This window comes from Alkalicoccus saliphilus (genome assembly GCF_003044065.1).
GTDB classification, from domain to species: Bacteria; Bacillota; Bacilli; order Bacillales; family Salisediminibacteriaceae; genus Alkalicoccus; species Alkalicoccus saliphilus.
The window spans coordinates 1-20,617 of record NZ_PZJJ01000003.1 but is presented as its reverse complement, the minus strand read 5'-3'; the positions used below and the strand labels follow the sequence as shown (position 1 = coordinate 20,617).

19 protein-coding genes are annotated in these 20,617 nt (G+C 46.9%); 6 read left to right on the top strand and 13 right to left on the bottom strand.

All coding sequences use genetic code 11. From position 1 onward, the window contains the following. Positions 1-99 precede the first annotated feature (99 nt). The gene (locus C6Y45_RS17820; protein ID WP_107583525.1) at positions 100-423 is read left to right on the top strand and encodes a hypothetical protein; all 324 of its coding nucleotides are present in this window, start codon (positions 100-102) and stop codon (positions 421-423) included. Here the strand turns inward: C6Y45_RS17820 and pruA are convergent, their stop codons facing one another. From pruA to C6Y45_RS02805, 11 genes are all read right to left on the bottom strand, one after another. Next, positions 424-1,971, bottom strand: coding sequence for an L-glutamate gamma-semialdehyde dehydrogenase (gene pruA / locus C6Y45_RS02850; RefSeq protein ID WP_107583524.1), 1,548 nt, complete (start codon positions 1,969-1,971; stop codon positions 424-426). Positions 1,972-1,998: 27 nt separating this feature from the next. Beyond that, positions 1,999-3,201 carry an ornithine--oxo-acid transaminase gene (locus C6Y45_RS02845; protein WP_107583523.1) on the bottom strand — a complete coding sequence of 401 codons (1,203 nt, stop codon included), beginning with the start codon at positions 3,199-3,201 and terminating at the stop codon, positions 1,999-2,001. Between the two features lie 193 nt (positions 3,202-3,394). After that, entirely contained in the window at positions 3,395-3,529 is a 135-nt protein-coding gene (locus C6Y45_RS18045) for a hypothetical protein (protein ID WP_281260574.1), read from the bottom strand. Between the two features lie 71 nt (positions 3,530-3,600). Further along, complete coding sequence (locus C6Y45_RS02840; RefSeq protein WP_107583522.1) at positions 3,601-4,737, bottom strand: NADH-dependent flavin oxidoreductase; 1,137 nt, start codon at positions 4,735-4,737, stop codon at positions 3,601-3,603. A gap of 157 nt (positions 4,738-4,894) precedes the next feature. Beyond that, the gene (locus C6Y45_RS02835; protein WP_107583521.1) at positions 4,895-6,046 is read right to left on the bottom strand and encodes an HD-GYP domain-containing protein; all 1,152 of its coding nucleotides are present in this window, start codon (positions 6,044-6,046) and stop codon (positions 4,895-4,897) included. Between the two features lie 15 nt (positions 6,047-6,061). Then, positions 6,062-6,691, bottom strand: coding sequence for a response regulator (locus C6Y45_RS02830; protein WP_245922505.1), 630 nt, complete (start codon positions 6,689-6,691; stop codon positions 6,062-6,064). A 2-nt stretch (positions 6,692-6,693) separates the two neighbouring features. After that, the gene (locus C6Y45_RS02825; protein ID WP_107583520.1) at positions 6,694-8,193 is read right to left on the bottom strand and encodes a sensor histidine kinase; all 1,500 of its coding nucleotides are present in this window, start codon (positions 8,191-8,193) and stop codon (positions 6,694-6,696) included. A 202-nt stretch (positions 8,194-8,395) separates the two neighbouring features. Next, entirely contained in the window at positions 8,396-8,956 is a 561-nt protein-coding gene (locus C6Y45_RS02820; protein WP_107583519.1) for a hypothetical protein, read from the bottom strand. 108 nt (positions 8,957-9,064) lie between these two features. Then, on the bottom strand, positions 9,065-9,253 hold the full coding sequence (locus tag C6Y45_RS02815; RefSeq protein ID WP_107583518.1) for a hypothetical protein: 189 nt from the start codon (positions 9,251-9,253) through the stop codon (positions 9,065-9,067). Between the two features lie 110 nt (positions 9,254-9,363). Continuing rightward, complete coding sequence (locus C6Y45_RS02810; protein ID WP_107583517.1) at positions 9,364-10,497, bottom strand: alcohol dehydrogenase catalytic domain-containing protein; 1,134 nt, start codon at positions 10,495-10,497, stop codon at positions 9,364-9,366. A gap of 94 nt (positions 10,498-10,591) precedes the next feature. After that, complete coding sequence (locus C6Y45_RS02805) at positions 10,592-11,653, bottom strand: hypothetical protein (RefSeq protein ID WP_107583516.1); 1,062 nt, start codon at positions 11,651-11,653, stop codon at positions 10,592-10,594. A gap of 231 nt (positions 11,654-11,884) precedes the next feature. On the opposite strand from C6Y45_RS02805, the gene C6Y45_RS02800 reads away from it, so the two are divergent. Beyond that, the gene (locus C6Y45_RS02800; protein WP_107583515.1) at positions 11,885-12,907 is read left to right on the top strand and encodes an AbrB family transcriptional regulator; all 1,023 of its coding nucleotides are present in this window, start codon (positions 11,885-11,887) and stop codon (positions 12,905-12,907) included. A 136-nt stretch (positions 12,908-13,043) separates the two neighbouring features. Here C6Y45_RS02800 and C6Y45_RS02795 read toward each other — a convergent pair whose 3' ends face one another. After that, positions 13,044-14,432 (bottom strand): LVIVD repeat-containing protein, encoded by a 1,389-nt coding sequence (locus C6Y45_RS02795; protein ID WP_107583514.1) that lies wholly within the window; start codon positions 14,430-14,432, stop codon positions 13,044-13,046. 324 nt (positions 14,433-14,756) lie between these two features. Between C6Y45_RS02795 and C6Y45_RS02790 the strand changes: the two genes are divergently transcribed. Beyond that, on the top strand, positions 14,757-15,731 hold the full coding sequence (locus C6Y45_RS02790) for a quinone oxidoreductase family protein (protein ID WP_107583513.1): 975 nt from the start codon (positions 14,757-14,759) through the stop codon (positions 15,729-15,731). A 638-nt stretch (positions 15,732-16,369) separates the two neighbouring features. Beyond that, the gene (locus C6Y45_RS02780; RefSeq protein WP_245922503.1) at positions 16,370-16,990 is read left to right on the top strand and encodes a cell wall hydrolase; all 621 of its coding nucleotides are present in this window, start codon (positions 16,370-16,372) and stop codon (positions 16,988-16,990) included. A 99-nt stretch (positions 16,991-17,089) separates the two neighbouring features. Here C6Y45_RS02780 and C6Y45_RS02775 read toward each other — a convergent pair whose 3' ends face one another. Continuing rightward, positions 17,090-18,019, bottom strand: a complete 930-nt coding sequence (locus C6Y45_RS02775) for an AEC family transporter (protein WP_107583510.1) — start codon at positions 18,017-18,019, stop codon at positions 17,090-17,092. A 196-nt stretch (positions 18,020-18,215) separates the two neighbouring features. Between C6Y45_RS02775 and C6Y45_RS02770 the strand changes: the two genes are divergently transcribed. Both C6Y45_RS02770 and C6Y45_RS02760 read left to right on the top strand, forming a co-directional pair. After that, the gene (locus C6Y45_RS02770) at positions 18,216-19,526 is read left to right on the top strand and encodes a lysine N(6)-hydroxylase/L-ornithine N(5)-oxygenase family protein (RefSeq protein ID WP_245922501.1); all 1,311 of its coding nucleotides are present in this window, start codon (positions 18,216-18,218) and stop codon (positions 19,524-19,526) included. Positions 19,527-19,985: 459 nt separating this feature from the next. Beyond that, positions 19,986-20,201: a hypothetical protein gene (locus C6Y45_RS02760; RefSeq protein ID WP_107583507.1), complete on the top strand. Its 216-nt coding sequence runs from the start codon at positions 19,986-19,988 to the stop codon at positions 20,199-20,201. Positions 20,202-20,617 lie beyond the last annotated feature (416 nt).

Here is a 20,617-nt window from a genome sequence, read left to right as displayed (position 1 = left end):
TGATTAAATGATCGCTGAAGAATAGTTATTTCAGTCGTTGAATGAGTTCCTTCTCATACCGAGCCAGGGGGCTGGCCAGCAGCTGTTTTGGTCTGCGCCTTGGAAAAGGATCTTCTGACTAAGCGCAATTCCCACCGGCGCCTCCGACGTTTCGGAGAAAAAACCCTCTCTTTATCGAAAAAAATAGTTTTAAAAAAGAGATTTTCATTTTTATACCCCTGCAGGAGCCGCAGGGGACTACTCCTGGGCGAAAGAGGACGAGCCGAAGATCCGTTTAGGAAGAAATTAGCTGAGGGCCCCCCGGAAAGAGTTCCACGGAGGCGCAAGCAGGGAATTGCCTACCTATGCACAAAAACACTTCATAAACAGACTGAAAAGCCCGACGGAAAATCCGCCGGGCTTTCTTCATCCTTTATTTACTAATTACAGCCACTGGCTGATGGACTTAGGCTGGAGGTACTGCAGAAGGTAATCCGGTCCGCCCGCTTTGGAGTCTGTTCCGGAAAGTTTGAATCCGCCGAATGGGTGGTATCCGACGATCGCTCCTGTACAGTTACGGTTGAAGTACAGATTTCCGACGTGGAAATTCTTTTTGGCGTATTCCAGGTTTTCTACGTTTCTGGAAATTACTGCGCCTGTCAAACCGTATTCCGTGTTGTTGGCTACATCGATTGCTTCTTTGTAGCTCTTAACTTTAGTCAGGGCAAGTACCGGTCCGAAAATTTCTTCTTTGTTGATAACCGCTTCCGGATCCACATCTGCAAACACAGTCGGCTCAATAAAGTAACCTTTTGAGCTGTCGGATCCGCCGCCCGTCATGAGACGGCCTTCTTTTTTACCGATGTCGATATATCCGGTGATTTTATCAAATGCTTTCTGGTTAATAACCGGTCCGAGATAGTTTTCGTAGTACTCGGAATCGCCGAGCGTCAGCTTTTTCGTTTCCGCTGTGACGCCTTCCACTACTTCATCGTAAAGATCTTCGTGGATGACCGCACGGGAACCGGCGGAACATTTCTGACCGGAGAAGTTGAACGCTCCCTGCACGATCGCTTCTATCGCTGTCTGTACGTCCGCTTCTTTATCGACGACTACTGTATCTTTACCGCCCATTTCTGCAAGGACCGTTTTCAGGTGCTGCTGGCCTTCCTGCACTTTTGCTGCACGCTCAAGAATACGAAGACCTGTCGCTTTTGAACCAGTGAAGGTAATGAGCGCTGTTGTTGGATGATCCACAAGATAGTCACCGATTTCGTGCGGCTCACCGGGAACGAAGTTCAGTACGCCGTCCGGCACTCCTGCTTCACGCATAATGTCTACAAATTTTGCAGCGATAATTGGTGTAGGCTCTGCCGGCTTCAGCAGCACTGTGTTTCCTGCCACAAGCGGTGCCACCGTTGTTCCTGCCATAATGGCTGCCGAGAAGTTCCACGGTGGAATCGTAACCGCTACACCAACACCCTGATAAATGTACTGGTTGGATTCACCGTCGCGGCTTTCGATTTTCTTCCCGTCTTTCAGCTCGACCATCTGACGGCCGTAGTATTCAAGGAAGTCGATTGCTTCAGCAACTTCAATGTCCGCTTCCTTCCATGGCTTCCCTGCTTCTTTCACAACCGTTGCAGAAAGCTCATGCTTGCGGCGGCGCATAATAGCCGCACCACGGAAAAGCACTTCCGCCCGGGCGACAGCGTCCGTCTGGCTCCACGCCGGGAAAGCACGCTGTGCTGCTTCAAACGCATCGTCAATGTGCTTCGGTGTCGCTTTGGAAACACTGCCAATTACTTCAGACGTATTGCACGGATTATAGCTGACAAGCTTATCCTTTGTTGTTACTTCCTTCCCGTCGATAACGAGCGGGTATTCTTTTCCAATATCTTTTTTTACAATCTGCAGAGCTTCGAGAAATTCTTTTCTGTTTTCTTCCTTTGTGAAATCAGTGAATTTTTCATGCTGGTAAACTGTATACATTCATGTCACTCCTTTAAATTAGTAAAATTATTTGGAAAGTACCTTGTCGATCTTATTCAGTGCCCAGTCAAGATCCTCTTCAGAAATAATGAGCGGAGGAGCAAAACGGATAACATTCTCCCTCGTTTCCTTGCAGAGCAGCCCTTCTTCTTTCAGCTGTTCACAGTAGGAACGGGCAGGGACAGTCAGTTCCACACCGATAAATAACCCTTTGCCGCGGATTTCTTTAATTTTGTCGTTCTCAATTTTTCTAAGGCGGTCACGGAAATACTCTCCGAGACGGTGCGACCGGTCGGCCAGCTTTTCTTCTTCGAGTACTTCCAGAGCGGCCACAGCTACAGCTGCTCCAAGTGGATTTCCACCGAATGTGGAGCCGTGCGATCCCGGATCAAACACTCCGAGAACATCTTCGTCTGCAGCTACGCAGGAAATTGGGAACACTCCGCCTCCGAGTGCCTTTCCGAGAATATACATGTCAGGTACCACGTCCTCCCAGTCACAGGCAAACGTGTGCCCCGTTCGGCAGAGGCCGGTCTGAATTTCGTCGGCAATAAAGAGAACGTTGTTATCCCGGCATATTTGCTGCGCTTCACGGAGGAATCCTTCCGGAGGCATTACTACGCCGCCTTCTCCCTGGATCGGCTCAAAAAGAAATGCTGCGGTCTCAGGCGTAATCGCCTGTTTCAAAGCTTCTGCATCCCCGTAAGGAATCGTTTTAATTCCCGGGAGCATTGGACCAAAGCCGCTTGTATCATTTTCTCCTTCTGCAAGGGAAACAGCTGTCATCGTCCGTCCGTGAAAGTTACCGTGGCAGCCGATAATTTCCGCCCGGTTTTTTTCAACACCTTTACGATGGTAGGCCCATCTTCTGGCGGCTTTTACTGCTGTTTCCACCGCTTCCGCTCCGGTGTTCATCGGAAGGACAAGGTCCTTGCCGGTGAGATTGCTTACTTTATCATAAAAGATTCCAAGCTGGTCGTTATGAAAGGCTCTTGATGTTAATGTTACTTTATCAGCCTGATCTTTTAAAGCCTGGACGATCTTTGGATGACGGTGGCCCTGGTTCAGTGCTGAATAAGCGCTCAGCATATCAACATAGCGGTTTCCTTCCGGATCTTCCACCCAAACACCTTCGGCTTTGGAAATAACAATCGGCAGCGGATGATAATTTCTTGCGCCGTGCTTTTCCGTCTGCTCGATAATAGATGAAGTTTTCTGCTTTATCGCCATTGCTTTTCCTCCTTTACAATTACAATTTCTGCTCCACTATCTAGAAATGCAAAAATGATGCCAATTATTAAAAAGCTTCATGAAAAGGTTTTCAACAAACTGTGTGCCAAATAATTTGTCACCAGAAAAATTATTTGGCTTGAATTTTTTGCACCTTTCACTATAAATACAATCCTTTTGTTTAAACATGCCCTTACATCGCCTCTACTGCTCCTTTACCCGTCAGCAGTTCTTCTATAACTATTCCGTTCTGCTTTTCAGCGTTTCCAGAAAAGCTTTCCGGCAATGCTTCTAAAACGTAGAGGTTATTTCTCATAAGTTTGTACATAAAAAATGCCCCGGAAGTCAGACCAGCTTGTCCAACTTCCGGGGACCATTTAAATTTCTGATAAGGTCCCGCTATTCTGCAGATTTTTGCTTATGCTCTGCCACCGGGAACCATCCCGGTGTATTGACGATTGCTTTCCAGAGAGGCTTTGGTACAACGAGTTTTTCACGGTCTTCGGTGGAAAGTTCAGTGCGGATTTCCGCTTCCCGGCCGGACTCTACTTTTTCGACCCACTGCGGGTCAACAATAAGTTCTCTCCCGAGAGCAAGGAACGGCACACCGCTTTCCATTGCCTTTTCTGCTTCATCTGGAGTATACAGGGAACCAACGCCGACAACCGGAATCTTCTCTCCCACGGCCTCCTGCACGATCTCCACACGTGAACGTTCGTCCTCTTTATTCCTCATGGACCCTGCAGAAAAATCCTGCACCGATACGTGGAGATAATCCAGCTTTTCTTCTGCCAGGCGATTTATCAGCTTCATCGTATCTTCCATCGTAATACCCGGCTCTTCTTTTTCTTCCGGGGAAAACCGGTAACCGATGAGAAACGTTTCATCTGCGCCTGCTTCTTTTACCGACTGGAGTACTTCTTTCACAACGGCCAGCGGAAAACGCATGCGATCTTCTACAGAGCCTCCCCATTTATCCGTACGGCGGTTGGAATGTGGAGAAAAGAACTGCTGTATTAAATACGTGTTCGCTCCGTGAATTTCCACACCGTCAAATCCTGCGCGGACAGCTCTTTGAGCAGCCTGTCCAAAAGCTTTAATAATATGTGCGATTTCTTCTTCGGTCAGCTCACGCGGAGTGACAGCTCCCTCCCGTACAGGAGCTACAGCACTGGCACTGACCGGCTGCTTGTCCGGGAGCAGGTCAGGCGGAGACATTCTTCCTCCATGATAGATCTGGACTACTGCTTTCGCTCCTTCTTCCTGTATTGTTGAAGCGAGCTCCCGCAGACTGCTGTCCAGTTCGTCCCTGTCAATTCCTATCTGTCCCGGAAATCCTTTTCCACCGGCTGTTACGTTCGCACATGCTGTAATAACGGTTCCGGCTCCACGGGATCTTTCCCGGTAGTAAGCAAGCTCTTCCGGCGTCACTTGTCCTTTTTCATCTGAAGAAAAGTTTGTCATCGGAGCGAGCATAATTCTGTTTTTTACATTCATTCCATTTGCAAATGTATATGGTTCGAGAAATTTTCGCATTTTTTGCCTCCTGAGTTTATTTCCTGCTTTTCCAGTGTAGAAAATATTCTTCTCAGGAGCTACTAAACTGCTCAAATCAGCGTAAATACTTTCCGAAAGCATCTTTCAGAAAAGTTTCATCAGTTATTTCCGGCCGGTACCCAGCTGCTCTTCCACCTTAAAAATTCCCAGTGCTGTTTTGATTTTCTCCGGAAGACTGCAGGTATTTTTCTGTCTTCAGGCATTGCAGGAAAGCGTCCACGAGATTTTTCTCGAACAGGCTTTCAGCCTCCTCTTCCAGCTTCGCTGCTGCATCCTCCGGTGAAAAAGCTCCCCGGTAAATCCGGTCCTGAGTTAAGGAGAGATAGGACTCCGTCAGTCCAAGAAGCTGGGCCCCCGGAGTAATCGCCTTACCCTGCAGTCCATGAGGATAGCCGCTTCCATCTTTCCGCTCATGATGCTGTTCCAGTGTCTGTTTTATACGCTTCATTTCTTCGTCCTGTGGGATAAGATCAGCTGCAAAGCGGCAGTGCTCCTGGACTGTCCGCTGTTCGTACTTGCTCAGTTCCCCTTTTTTTTCATAAAGGTAGTCCGGCAGCTGAATACGGCTGACGTAATGAGCCATAGAGATAAGCTCTATTTCCCATTTTTCAAACAGAGGTTTCTCCATATACTTTTCCGTCCGGCTCATCAGAATGCTCATGTCATCTATTTCATTTTTCTTGATCTGGGTACGGGCTTCAACCGTCGGAATCAGCGTGCGGAAAACCTGCAGCAGGTATGCGTTTTTTTCGTATATAATATCTGTATGAAACTTCTGAAGCAGTGACCTGAGGTGAATGACGATCAGTCCCCCAATAAAGACACTCAGTCCCGGCAGAAGAAAATAAGTTAAAAGACTTTCTCCTGCTGCCTCCTGAAAGCCGGGACTGCTTACTATGCAGGCGGTATACGCCATTAAAAATATCCCCGTCCACACGGAATAAAGAAGAAGTGTCACACCAAGAGCGAGAGCCGGGGGAAACAACAGCATATATATATGAATATTTTCCCCCGAGAAAGGATTTATCAATATTAAAAGCAGAAAAAAAGCAGCAAGCGCCGGAGCGTACATGTGCATGGAATACTTGGAATAGCGGCTTACCAGCCTGTAAATTCCGTAAACTGTCCAGCAGGCACCGACAAAAACGGCAGAAGCCGCGGCCGCCTGTTCCGCCGCTCCCTCCATAAACCATCTTTCTGCAAGAAGAAGGAAAGCAGCAGCGGTAGTTGTCACCGCCGCCCAAAAAATTGTTCCTTCCCGGAGTGTTACTTTTTCAATATCCAGCATCCGCTCCGCTCCTCCTTATTTCGGAACATTATCTTTATTCAGCAGTCCGTGATCCACTCCGTAAAGCACTGCCTGCGTACGGTTCGGCTGACTCGTCTTTCGGAGTATTTGACTGACATGACTTTTAACCGTTGTTTCTGAAACATGGAGGCGGTCTGCAATTTCCTGATTACTCAGTTCTTCTCCCATGCAATCAAATACTTCCTGTTCCCTCGGAGTAAGTCTCACTGCTTCCAGCGCTTCCTCCAGCTGTTTTTTAACATCCTGCTGGTAATAAACCTCTCCGCTCATTACCGTCCGGATTGCTTCCATCACCTGCTCTGGAGGAGTGTCCTTCATAATATATCCGTCGATATTGTTTTTCATGGCACGGTAAATGTCCCCATGATCGTCGTAGGCTGTCAGTACGATAATACGTGTTTCGGGAGAAGCAGCCTTAATCTTCAACGTGCTGTCTACAATAGAGATACCAGGCATTTTCAAATCTGAAAGTATCAAATCCGGTTTCGTATGCAGTGCTTTTTCAAGCAGTTCGTCCCCGTTTTCCGCTTCATCTATTATTTCCATGGAATCGATAGTCTGAAAAATAATCCGCAGCCCATCTCTGACAATCTGGTGATCATCTGCAAGTAAAATTCGTATCATAATTATCCTTCTCCTCCTCTTGGTATCACACATTTCACAAGCAGACCTTTTCCTTCGTCCGGATGAAATGAAATGTCGCCGTTTACTTCGGCTGTTCTCTGTCTGATGCCTTCGATTCCGTAGCTGTGTTTCTTGGCATTTATTTCTTTAGGAACATTTTTGCTGTCATCACTCATTTTAATTTCCCACTGTACTGTATTAACATCCAGATCCAGTTCCAGACTGGAGATTCGGCCGTGTTTCAACGCATTGCTCACAAGTTCTTCCACCACGTGATAAATAGTTTCTTCCACCTGCAGCTTCTCTTTGACAACCTCGCCTTTCGTCCGGAATTCCCATTGAATCCCCTGTGGATCGAGCCGACGCGAAAGCATTTCCCGCAGTGACTCGTGCAGTTCTCTTTCCTGCCTGTCCCCCCGGAGGTAAGCAATGTAATTCCTCGTATCTGTCTGCACTTCCTGCACCGCTTCTTCCATTTTTTCAAGCTGTTTCATAAATTTTTGATCAGCCTTTGCTGCTGAAGGCAGCGCCATCTTCAAGCCGAACGTCTGGGCGGAAAGAAAAAACAGCTGCTGAGCGAGACTGTCATGTATCCCCTGGGAAATATGACGGGAAAGACCTGCCCTCACTTCTTTTTCTCTCTCCATACGGCGTTCAAGAAATTTGTGAATAAACTGCATATGCCATAAAACATATTTAATATAAGCTTTTTTTGCTTTTACTACATACGGTAAAACCGGTTTTTCCAGAAGAATAAAACATTCCCCGGCCTCTACCGCCTGGGCCTGTTTGATCACGCCTTCCATCGATGTATAAAAAAACGGCCCTTCCTTTTTCTTTGCAGGGCTTAGTTTCTCCAGCTGTTCTTTCATGTACCGATGCTCCTGCGAAGTTCCCTGCGGAAAGTTGGACGGCATAAAAAGCCAGACTGTATTTTCCTGAAATACGGTGTGCAGATAATTCAGGAAAATCCTCCGAAGTTCTTGGGGTTCTTCCATTTTCTCCATCTCTTTTACCGCTTCGTCTGCCTTTTTTTTCATCTGTTTTTTCCATCTGAAATATGTTTCTGCAGGCCATACTAAAACTGCCCCCAGGAAAGCATAAAAAGAGAAGATCAGCATCGAAGCACCCGCCTGGAACATTAAAAGAAGTAAAGTGAGAAGAAAAATTAATCTCAGACTCCATTTTTCCACTAAATTGAATTTTTTGTCCGTCCTGGAACTTTTCTGTTTCAGCCCGACTGCGGCCGTATGAAGAAGCAGATAAATAAATGTATAATCCGCAGGCATTCCTTGATAAAGAAGGAATATAAAAAGCCCGAGGTGAAACAGAAAAGAAATCCACCTCAGTGCATACCGTTTTCCGAAAAAGGCGGCACTGCCGAGAAGCAGCAGCTGTAACATCGGAAGCCATGCATGGTGAAGCGATATTCCGTGAACTACTATGTAACCCGCAGACAGACCGATGCCTGCTCCTATTAAATAATTCATCCAGCGCTGCATCTACTTAACCCTTTCATTTACCTGCAATTGTCATTCTTTATCCTATTTTATCGGCAAAAGAAGGAAACCACAACCGCCGGACTGCGAGAGAGGGGATAGTCCCGCTCAAAAAATGAAAACACCGCTACTTTATAACTGCGCATCCACAAAAAAACTGCCGGACATGTGAGCCCGGCAGGATATATTTTAGGACTTTTATTTATCAGCCTGTTTCATCGATTATATCTCCAACAAAGCTTTCAGCTTCTTCTTCTCCCGCATCAGGTCCCGGCATATAGGATACAATATACGTTCCTTCTTCCACCGGAATCATATAATGAAGGATGTCGTTATCTTCTTCTCTCATCACTTCTTCTCCATTAATCTCCACTTCTTCACCTTCAGAAGAAACGGCTTCAGCGGTTGTGAAAGTCAAGTCGATGACTTGATTTCCGTCGGCGCCCCGTTCATAGAGAAGCTGGGCATCATTTTCTTCTTCCCATGCTTCCTGCGCTTCCTCTGTCATCGCTTCTTCTCCGCCATCGAAGCCTTCATGGTAATGAACAACTACTGTATCATGATCGTCCCCGCCCCCGCTGTCTTCAAGGTAAGCGAGCGTAATAGGATAATTTTCGGATTCAGGAATGAACACGTCCGCTCCGAGTTCATCAGAAGCTTCGTCCTCCCACTCCATGTTTTCATTGTCCGGGTTTACGTTACCATCGCCGCATCCTGCAGCAAACAGCAGACCGGCACCTGCCGTTAAAAAAAGCCCTCGTTTCATAAAAACCTCCTCAGATGTCCTTTATTATTTTATTAACGTTTTTTGTGCAGACTATGCTTCTTTACATCCGCTGCTCTTCCAGCTTCTGCAGAGGAAATGCCGGCTCCTTCAGGCGTCCGGGTCTGTCAGTTTTATCCGTTCCACGTATTCTGTATTAACAAACTCTTTTGCTTTCCCTACCTGGAGCTCAATCCATTTTCCTTCGATGGATTTAATTTCCCCTGACACCTTTTCACCTAAAAGCGTTGTGATTTTACACTGCTGCCCGATATAGGAATGAAGAATTTTCTCAGCCATGTGCTTTCCTCCTTTCCATCTCATTAAGAGGCAGAAAAGCTCTCTGCTGAAAGCTGTTTTTTACTTTCAGTGAGAGCTTCAGAGGCAGCGATCAGTGCTGCCCTGATGGTTTATGGTTTTAGAACGAATTTAATGCTTTCCTCTTCTTTTTTATCAAACATACTGTAAGCTTTCGCTGCGTCATCCAATTTCATTGGATGAGTAATGATATCTGTCGGATCGATCTGCTTGTTTTCCACCATTTTATAAAGAGCCGGCATCATATGAATGACTGGAGCCTGCCCCATCGTAAGCGCTACGTTACGGGTGAAGAAATCTCCGATTGGGAAATTGTTAGCTTCTGTACCGTAAACTCCGGTCAGCTGTACGACACCGAACTTCTGTACTGCCTGGGCGGCAGTAACGATAGGATGAATCGTACCAAATTGATTATCTCCTTCTGAACCAAATTCTTCGTTCGAAGGCACCGTACCGTCCATGCCGACACAGTCAATAACAACCCGTGCCCGGCCTTTTGTATCTTCGTGAAGCAGCTTTCCGATTTCCGGATTATTTTCAAAATTATACGTTTCGACGTTGTTTGTACGGCGGGCATGTTCCAGCCGGTATGGAAGATGGTCCACTGCAATGACTCTCTCGGCACCTTTCATCCATGCAAATTTCTGCGTCATGAGACCGATTGGTCCGCACCCGAGAACAATAACCGTATCTCCGTAGGTTACCCCGCTGTTTTCCACGCTCCAGAAAGCTGTTGGAATCACGTCAGAGAGAAATAAAACACTCTCATCATCCAGTTCACTGTTTTCCGGGACTTTGAACGATGTAAAGTCAGCATATGGCACCCGCAGGTATTCTGCCTGGCCTCCCGGGTAGCTGCCGAAGTCTTCTGAGAAGCCGAATAGTCCTCCCATTTCTGCGTGGGGATTGGAATTATCACACTGGCTCTCCATCTTATTGTTACAGAAATGACAGTCACCGCACCCGATGTTAAATGGAATAACCACCCGGTCGCCTTTCTTCAAATGCTTAACTCCTGGACCGGTTTCTTCTACAATTCCCATCGGTTCATGTCCAATAATATAGTCTTCCGGTGCCGGAATCCCTCCTTTATACAAATGGAGATCCGATCCGCATATACCGGTTGCCGTAATTTTGACAATCATATCCGTGTCTTTTTCAATGGAAGGAGCCTGAACATCTTTCACCTGCATGTTTTCTTTGCCTTGATACGTTACTGCTTTCATGCTTTCACCCTTTCTTTTTAGATCATCCTTTTATTACTAGATAGACCATAAGACGGGTGAGTAAACGTTTTACAGCAACAATGATTATTTCGCCCTACGTAATTCTTTTCCAGACGCTTTTGGAAAAAAGAGAGGATAAATGGACGGTCTGCCTGTACCGGTAAGTCTTTGGCCAGCTGCAGAACATGGATTTTTTGTGAAAAAGAATTTTTGTAAGCAGTGTCTTTGGTTCCGGTACCCATCCGCCGTCCGGAACCATTTCCAGTTCCACAGTTTCTTCGTGTCGTTCTACAGAATAGGTTCCTTCGATCTTCCCCATTCCATCTCCAGCCGTAATAGAAAACACGCCATGTGCAGAAGTTCCCGGCTGCATCGTCCGGATGTCCGGTATACCTTCTTGAAACTGTACGTGCAGTGGGTGATCTTCCTGAAAACTGATTTCCGTCAGTTTGTTTTCATGAAAGTGGTAGATAAAGCTTCCATCCACTACTTTCCCTGAAGAGTTCAGTGACCATTCTTTCAGTACTGCTTCTTTTTCCTCTGCGAATTCAATAATAAAACTTTCCATCGTCCAACGGGTATAAAACCGCCACTGCCAGTCTTTAGGGGATGGAAACGGAAAGGAATCCAGCTTCATTTTCTTTCCGGCAATCTTCACCTCCGCTTCTGTTCCTTTTTTCCGCAGAAAGTCAAATTCAACTAAATAAATAAGCGGCAGATAAACCGGGTTTTCAGAGGAGCTGCCCACCGGGGCCAGAAGAGAAATCCCTTTTGTTTTCCTGGATGTATGCTCCTCAATGAAAACACTGATCCTTCGTCCTCGTTTATCCGTAAACTTAAAAGACAGCTTCCCTTTTTCAAATCTGACCTTCTGTATGGCCACCTGATAATATTCCTTCAGTCCCCGCCCTGCGACCTGAAAACTTTTTGGATCCGGCTTTGTTAAAGTGAATTCATCATACACATCTACATATCCGTCTATGCGCCAGGCGATAATACGGTAGCCGCTGCCGAAGGCTTCTCCGGATAAATATTGAAGTTCCAGACCCGTGTACTCTTTATCCGGCTCCTTCTCAAAATTAATCAGTGCGAGCTTTTTAATCGGAATATAAGCGATTGGAAAAGGAAGTACGACTGTCTCACCTGTTTTCATCATCACGAACCCTCCTTAAATGTCTCGTTCCAAAGCACCGGCTTCTGATAAACGTATTCATTTCCTCCGGGAGCATGTAATAGTGCCTTCAGGCCTTAATGAAAATGTTTTGTTATTTATAAGTTACCACGGTTGTGGCATAATGTGTAAATTACCTTGCTTTTCCTACTGAGCAGAAAAACGCTTCAGTTTCTTTCTTCTGTCCGGCACCCTTTTCGAAACGGAGTCGATACTATGGTCCGCGCACTCGTGATTCTTATAGGAGGTTTATCAGCCGGTTTATTATTTGACCTGCTCAATGTACCTGCAGGCTGGCTCCTCGGCTCCCTGCTGTTCGGTATATTTTACGGGCTTTTTGGCACCGGTCTTTCCTACGACGGCTGGCCGTTCAAGCTGGCCCTGACACTTGTCGGCACAAACATTGGACTTCTGATGGACCGGGAGCTGTTCAACGTACTCGGCTTATATTTTTTTCCGCTCCTTATCAGCCTGCTGCTGACGTTTGCCGGCAGTCTTTTTTTAGGGTGGCTCCTTTACAGGTGGGCTCCGGAACTTGATAAAAAAACCGCCTTTTTCTGCTGCATACCGGGAGGAGCGTCGGAAATTATCAGCGTGAGTGGAGAATACGGGGCTGACCGGCGGATTGTCGCCGCCTTCCACACGGCAAGAATTACTTTTTTTGTCCTGCTTATACCACTTGCAGCCGGTTTCGGCCGGGAAGCAGAGGCACTTCCCCACGCCGCAGGAAATATTCTGCCGACCATCGAGCAGCTTTTCGTTTTTGTTATCGTAATTACTGCTGCGCTTTTATTGAACAGCCGGCTCAAAATTCCTGCAGGAGCGCTTTTATATTCTATTCTTTTCGGATTTATTCTCGGAGAGTTCGTTTTTTACGTGGAGGAGGTACCTTCTTATATAGGCGGCATCGGTCAGGGTCTGATTGGAGTAATGGTCGGTGTCCGTTTTGATAAAAGTACCTTTCTGAGGCTGCGGGCGGTCGGGTTTATCAGTGCCCGCATCATTTTTCTTTTTCTTGTCATGGGCTTTCTTCTTGCTCTCGTCTTTGCTTTATTAAGCGGTGCTCCCTACGCCGTCAGCCTGCTCAGCATCGTACCGGCCGGTGCTGCAGAAATGGCGGCGACAGCCTTTGGACTCGGACTGGAACCGACGCTCGTCGCAAGCATTCAAATTCTCCGGGTCATCTGCATTTTCCTGGCTCTTCCGTTTCTCCTGAAGTTTATTCAGAAAATCGGTTAACATCCTCAAACCCTTACTGCCAGGCGGTATGTATCCAATTAATAGAATAATCAGCCTCATAGTAGAACTTGGCCAACAAACAGGAGCCCGTCACGACAAAATAGTCATGACGGGCTCCTGCGGTTTTATTCCTTTATTAGTTGTTGTTTCCGTTATTGCTGTTATTTTTCAAAAGAACTTTCAGTCCCTGCCCCATATCGGAAGCGAGAATGTAGTTGCGGTCTACGAATACACCCCATACGTCTGACTCATCCGGCGTATAGCGGCTGATTTCCTGCGGGTTGGACGGATCGGTAATGTCCACCGAAATCACCCCTCCGGAATAATAAGAAAGATACAGCGTATTTCCGCGTACTTTCGGGTCATGAACGGTATTCGCAAAAGTAGGGCCGATAAAGTCATACGTCAGGTCTGTTGTAAACTCGCTGAGAAGCTCCGGATTGGATTTATCGGAAATATCAAAAATGCGCGTGTAACCGTAGGCATCTTCGTAGCCTTCTCCATGAGGGTTGGCAACTTCCCTTGTTTCAATCAGCACGTTGCCTCCTCTTGCCAGCGCGGCAGAGTGGGCAGCTCCTTTTTGATCATCCGCAAAATCTGTGCGGCCGACGTACTTCGGATCTTCCGGATTGCGGATATCAAGAATAACTGTTCCGAGATCCCACATGGAAACATAGGCATACTGGGCGTTATTATCTGTAATTACGCTGTGGTTAAATACCGGGCGTGTTTTCCCGTCCGGGGAGTCCCAGTGATAGCCGTTAAAGTCGTCTGCTACCTCATCGAGTATTCTCGGATCAAAATCCGACAGTTTCTCAGGATTAGCCGGATCACTCACATCCACTATTTCAAAATCTTTCTGCTCCCCGCCCGTGTAGAAATCAGCGTATGGATTGGAAAGAAGCATCAGCGCTCTGTTCCCCTGCGTCGTTAAGTACAGCTCGTGCGTGCCGGTGATTCTCTGGTCCAGTTCATAAAAACCGAGGCGTTCCGGGTTATAAGGATCACTCACATCGTAGAGAAGAGCTCCCCCTTTCGTATCTTCGTTGCTTCTATCTGTCTGCTGAAGGCTGACAACTGCAAGATCTCCTTTGAATTCCGGAGTATTCACCCTTTTAACGATTACTTTTTCCTGCCAGGTCTGAGGAATATCCTCTGCGATCTGTCCGATTTCCTGCGGGTTTTCCGGATCCTTCAGATCAAATATTCTCACCCCGCCGTTTGCTCCGTTAGCTGTATGTGTTCCTAAGTAGGCAAAACCTTTGTGGGCGTAAACGTCTGCAGTATTATTCTGCACCCCGTCGATTTCCTGAATCTGCTCTGATGCAGCCTCGTGAAGGAACTTCAGGTTTTTGTTTCCATCTATCTCTGGTTCACCAAGATCTTCCAGTGCGTCGTGATCAAATGGCAGTCCGGATTCTTTGGAGCCGCCCTCCATCGCATCATGGGCAAAACTTGTTGGTGCTACCGCGGTCAATATGAGACTTCCTGCCAGTACAGAAGTTAAAAACGTTTTTTTCTTCAAATAAAAACGCCTCCCTTTGTTATTTTTTGTTAATTATTCCTTTTCAAAGTATAAAACATAGTGAACCCTTTCGCCATACTAAATTTAGATAATTCGAAATATTTGGTGCAGGATTAGGTTTATATACTTATTTAATTACTTATTTCTATGTCGATATTTGTAATATTTACTCGAATATAGCGTTCTAAATTTGTAAATTGAGTCTATGTACCCGATATCCCATATTTTAACGTCTCTAAACTCCATGAAACGCTTCGTTATTTTCCAGCATGTTTCCTGTGTTAGGATAAAATCAGTACGCATTTTGAAGGAGGTTTTATTACTATGAAAGCTGTGCAGATTCACCAGTTCGGCGGGCCGGAAGTGCTGTCCTACGAAGATGTGGAAACCCCGAACCCTGAAAATGGAGAAGCGCTTGTCAAAGTAACGGCAATCGGCGCAAACTATGCCGATACGATGCGGCGCCAGGATCACTATGTCGTTCCCACCCCTCTTCCGTTTATACCGGGATCGGAAGTTGCCGGTACAGTGGAGGCCCTCGGAGAAAATACGAACGGCCTCAGCAAAGGGGATCGTGTCGTCGCGCTCGTCGGAGAAAAAGGCTACGCAGAATACGTAAGCGTAAAAGCAGACAACCTTATTCCCATCCCGGAAAGCATGAGCGATCAGGAAGCAGCGGCGCTTCCGCTTCAGGGATTAAGTGCCTACCACATTATTAAAACGATGGGCCGTATGGAAAAGGGAGAATCTATTCTTATTCATGCTGCTGCGGGTGGTGTCGGAACCCTTGCTGTCCAGCTTGCAAAACACTTTGGTGCCGGAAACATTATTGCTACGGCGAGCACCCCGGAAAAACGGGAACTTGCGCTTAAATTTGGTGCCGACCAAACAGTGGATTACACGAAAGACGGCTGGGAGAAAGAAGTAACAGCGTTAACAGACGGTCACGGCGTGGACGTTGCCCTTGAAATGGCCGGCGGAAAAATTTTCGAGCAGACGCTCGACTGCCTTGCTCCTTTCGGCCGCCTTGTCGTTTATGGTGCAGCAAGCGGGGAACTGCCGGAATTGACGCCGTTCCGCCTTATGGAGAAAAATCAGTCGGTCATCGGCTTCTTCCTGCCACAGATGATGGCCAAACCGGAGCTTTTCCAACAAAGCCTGGAAGAAATCATGACACTAGCTGCCCGTGGAGAGCTGAAACTTGAAATCGGCGGTGTCTATCGTCTGGAGGAAGCTGCCCGCCTTCACGAAGACATGGAAAACCGAAAGACGAGCGGGAAACTCATTCTTACCCCTTAACAGCCTTCTGCAGAAAATAAAATAAATGAAAACAAAGCTGCCCCGGAATAAAACTTTGGGGCAGCTTGATGCTGTTGATAAAGTATTTTTATTTGTATAGGTATACGCTGCCCTGCATTCGCCTTCCGGGACGCTTTCCGGGCGGGCCGGCCTCTGCTAATTCCTTTCGCCCATAGGTTGAAAGGAATGGATCTTCGCCTCGTCCTTGATCGCCCAGGAGTCGTCCCTGCGGCTGCTGCAGGGAAAGTAAAAAAAGGTTTTCGCTATAAAAAATCTTTCTTTTCAAGCCGTTTTCTCCAATAAAAAAACGGTTTTCCTCCGTAACGGCGGAGACACCGGTGGGGATAAGCGCAGTCAGACCACGGCGCAGGCCTAACAGCTGCAGACCAGCGCCACGGCAAGGTCGGTAAGAGAAAGAGCTTATACAACAACTGGAATACATATTCTTTATCGATCATTTAATCAACAAAATAAAGCTGCCCCGGAATAAATCTCCGGGGCAGCTTTGGTAATTGCCAACAAAAGACTCATGAATCCAAATCATTTGCGTGAATTTTCACAACTTCTTTCCTGAAGTTCACTAAGGTGATTTAATTCACTATAAAGAAATTGTATTATAAAGGAAAAGGAGGTAGGTATTGTTGAAATCGCTCTTGACGCTTATCGCTGCTTTATGTACAGCTGTTATCCTGACAGCCGCTCAGCCACAGTCCGCAGAAGCTGCCCTGCAGCAGGAGGACCGCGGAGAAGCTGTTGTGGAACTGCAGCAGAAATTGATCAAAATGGATTACTTACATAGTGAGGCAACAGGATATTATGGTCCCCTTACTAACGAGGCAGTACAAAATTTCCAACGGGATTTTAACCTCGCCGCTGACGGAGTAGCCGGCCCTGCAACAATGCATAAACTGAATGAAGTTGAAGCCGCTGCAAGAACCGTGCATGGTGAAGCACGCGGTGAATCGTTTGAAGGCCAGGTAGCCGTAGCCGGGGTAATTAAAAACCGTGTGAACTCCTCTGAGTTTCCTTCTGCTATCAGCGAAGTCGTTCATCAGCAGCGCCAGTTTACAGCTGTGGATGACGGGCAGTATTATCTTCAGCCTGATGCTTCTTCCTACCAGGCTGTCAAGGAAGCCTGGCAGGGATGGGATCCTTCTCAGGGAGCGCTTTACTACTACAATGCTGCCACTGCCACATCAGAATGGATCTTCACCCGCCCTGTGAAATTTTCGATTGGAAAACACACATTTGCCGATTAGCCTAAAAAGACTGCTCTTCTTTAAAAGAAGCAGCAGTCTTTTTTGTATGACCAGAATTATCTCCTTCTAATAAAACAGCTGCGTTGTTTTAATGGATGCCTACCCTCCAAAAAAGATTCCGGACAGATAAATAACTACTGAAACAGTCAGCGCACTGAACAGCGTGGAAAACAGAACGACCTGGGAAGCGTATTCCGGATGAATTTTATATTCCTGGGCGATGACTGCACTGTTGACCGAAGTCGGCATTGCCGAAGCAATAAACAGCGCCTGGGCCATCACTCCTTCCACCGGAAGCAGCCAGATAATAACGAAGGCAGCGGCCGGTCCAACAATAAGACGCGAACCAATGCTCCAGTAAATAGAAGCAAGATATGTAGTAATTTTAAACTGAGCCACCTGGGCTCCGAGCGTAATCAGTGCCATCGCAATCATAGCATCAGCTGTGTAGTTTGCAGGAATCCAGATAAATTCCGGAATACCGACGTTTCCGTAGTTCAACGTGACCCCAAGAAGCATCGCATAGAGCACCGGCATTTTAAAATAGCCGGCTGCCGCTTTCCATCGTCCGATATTTGCGGCCTGAAGAGAAAAAATGCCGTAGGAAAACAAAAATACGTTTTGAAGTGTCAGCATAATAACCTGGATGGACATCGCGAAAGGATCCCCGCGGAAAACGAGATCGTTCACCGGCACACCGTAATTGCCGGAATTGAAAAACATCAGACTGTTCGTAAAGGTCGTCTTCTTTTCTTTTTTCAGTCCAAGTGCCCTGGCGATTCCTTCACCGAGTCCATAGAGAAGCAGACTGTACACAATAAAAAACAGCAGTACATAACCAAATAGCGATGCTGCAACCTCTGTTTCGTAAAGCTGTACGAAAATAAAACCAGGCACGAGAAAATAAATATTCAGCTTTGCAAGTGTCTGCAGATTCATCTGAAATTTTATCTGCATGACGTATCCGATGGCCATAATAACGAATACCGGCAGGATAATGCTCTGCACAATGGCCAGAAACTCCCCCATCAAATCCCCCCTTCTTCCTTTCTTTTCCTATCGTACCTTTACTCCCTGCGGGAAACAAGCTCCTCCTTCCTTTCCTTTATCCGGTACTTTCTTCGATAAAATGAGACACTTTGATTGCTGACAATAAAATAAACGGTACAATGAAAGAAGAAGTTTTGTATAGGATAAGTAACACATTTGACGAAATGAGGTAGAAATGATGACATCAAGCATTCAATATGATTTGATCGGAGTCGGTATCGGCCCGGCGAATCTCGGACTTGCCGCCCTTCTGGAAAAAGCACAGCCGCTTAGAGCGGTCTTTTTTGATGAAAATTCTGAATTTCAGTGGCATCCGGGGATGCTGATCGAAGGAGCGGATCTTCAGGTTCCTTTCCTGGCCGATCTGGTAACTCTGGCTGATCCGACAAGTACATATTCTTTTTTAAATTACCTTGCATCCCAGGATCGTCTGCATCAGTTTTTCTTTTTTAACCGCTTTGATATTCCGAGACGTGAATACAACAACTACGCACGCTGGGCAGCCGATTCCCTTGAAAACTGCCTTTTCGGCAAAAAAGTCATTGATGCCGACTACATAAAAGAAGAAGAACCGTATTACCGGGTTACCGTGCTCGATCAGGAAACAAAAACAGAAACTATTTATACGTGCCGCTATCTCGTTGTCGGTACCGGTACGAAACCACTTATACCGGAATCCTTAACCGGCTATCCTCCGGAAGACATTCTTCATACGAGCCAGTACTTGTATCAGGAAAAATTTGTTCTCGACGCAGAACGGATACTAGTCGTCGGTTCCGGGCAGAGTGCCGCCGAAATCTTCCTGGAACAGCTCCAGATGCAGCGGGGCGGCCGGCCGGAAATTCACTGGTTCACCCGTTCCCCTGGCTTTTTTCAGCTGGAATCCGGCAAGCTCGGTCAGGAAATATTTTCGCCGGACTACATTGACTACTTTCACCGTCTGCCGCTTGAAAAAAGGCTCGAGGAACTCCCCAGCCTGACGCAGCTTCGAAATGGTGTGGAAGAAGCGACTCTTCATAAAATTTACGAACTTCTGTACCACCGTACGGTTGGAGGTGTGGAAAAAGGAGCCGTTATTCAGGCGAATACCGAGGTGGAGGATATTGCTCAGCTGGAGGACGGAAGCTACCGGGTGACCTGCCGTCAGCACCAGGAAGATACCTTTTTTACAGTCGAGGTGGATAAAGTGATTCTCGGTACCGGTTATAAGCCCGAAATACCGGAATGGTTTTCCGCTCTTACGAGTGAAGCACTGCGGGAAAAAGACTACTTGAAAGTTAACAGAGATTTCTCCATTGCCTTCCCGGACGATCGGAAAGAAAACTTATATTCTTTGACTGACCTCGTGCACTCCCACGGTGCCGGAGCTACCAATCTGGCACTCGCCGTTCACCGAAACGTCACGATTATTAACACAGCTGCAGATAAGGAAATTTACAAAGATCCGCGTAATACAGTCTTTCAGCAGTTCAGCCCTCCGAAATAGAATTTTCCCTGCATCAGCCAGCTGTGATGTCGGCAAATCCTTTTTAAAATCCGGAGGCCAAACAGCTGACGCTAAGCCCCGTTGCTCGGCGCAGCAGGAACTTAATTATTCTGAATGTATAGCTTTCTCCTACACTCCCCGGCGGAATCAACACGTTTTTCAGAAGAGAAACCTTCTTTTTATTTTCCTGCTGGAGCTGAAGCCCGCCCGCCCGGAAACATACTAACATTAGTAGCACAAACCAAGGCCATGGTTTGTGCTACGCTTTTTTTTGTAGAAGGGAAGGGAAGTCGTCGGGACGCCTGGATCGTTGAATCCGCAAATGGAAACCGGCTCCCTTCCCACCCTTAGGAGAATCTGTTTAGTATGTTGGGTCTTCGAGACCGTGTTTAAGAAAGTAGAATCGCTAAGGCGCTGGGAAGGTCTTCTACGAAAAAAAAAGAACAAAGGAGGAAATCGATGAACCACGTCATCGCATTCGATGTCAGTATGGGCAAAAGTGCCATGGTGATCTACGACCGGCACCAGCACTGTGTGTGGGAAGGCGAAGTCACGCATACACCGGCCGGGTTCCGGTTCTTGAAGAAACAGATCGAGGCGGTCACCCACCAGGACGGCCGGGAGCCGCACCTTGTCTTTGAAGCCACGGGGGTCTACTCCCTCGGGAAAGATTGATATGGCAGGGTTTAAGACCTATTTTTTCTATTCAAAAAATTTTTTTGAGCTTTCCTCCTTTATGAAGCAGAACACAAATAACCATTTGATGAAAATAATGGATAAGTCAGAGACGCGCTGCGTAGGAAGTCTGTTAAAATACTTCCAATTCTTCCTGTATTCGCAGGAGGTATCTCTCCTGGTATCAGGGGAACGCACCCTCCCATGTCTCTTGGCATCGTGTGCCCACATTCCTTCGTTGGATCTACCCTGATGCAGAGCCGGACGTTTACTCCGAGATGGACTGACCAAAGGATTAGCCGTCGAACGTCGCCTTTTTGCCGGTTCTCTCTGCCTGTATTGTTTTCTTACGAAATCAAGGGATGAAGCCGGACTGGGTTACGAAGCCTGCAAAGAGAGATGAGAAAGGTCCCTGA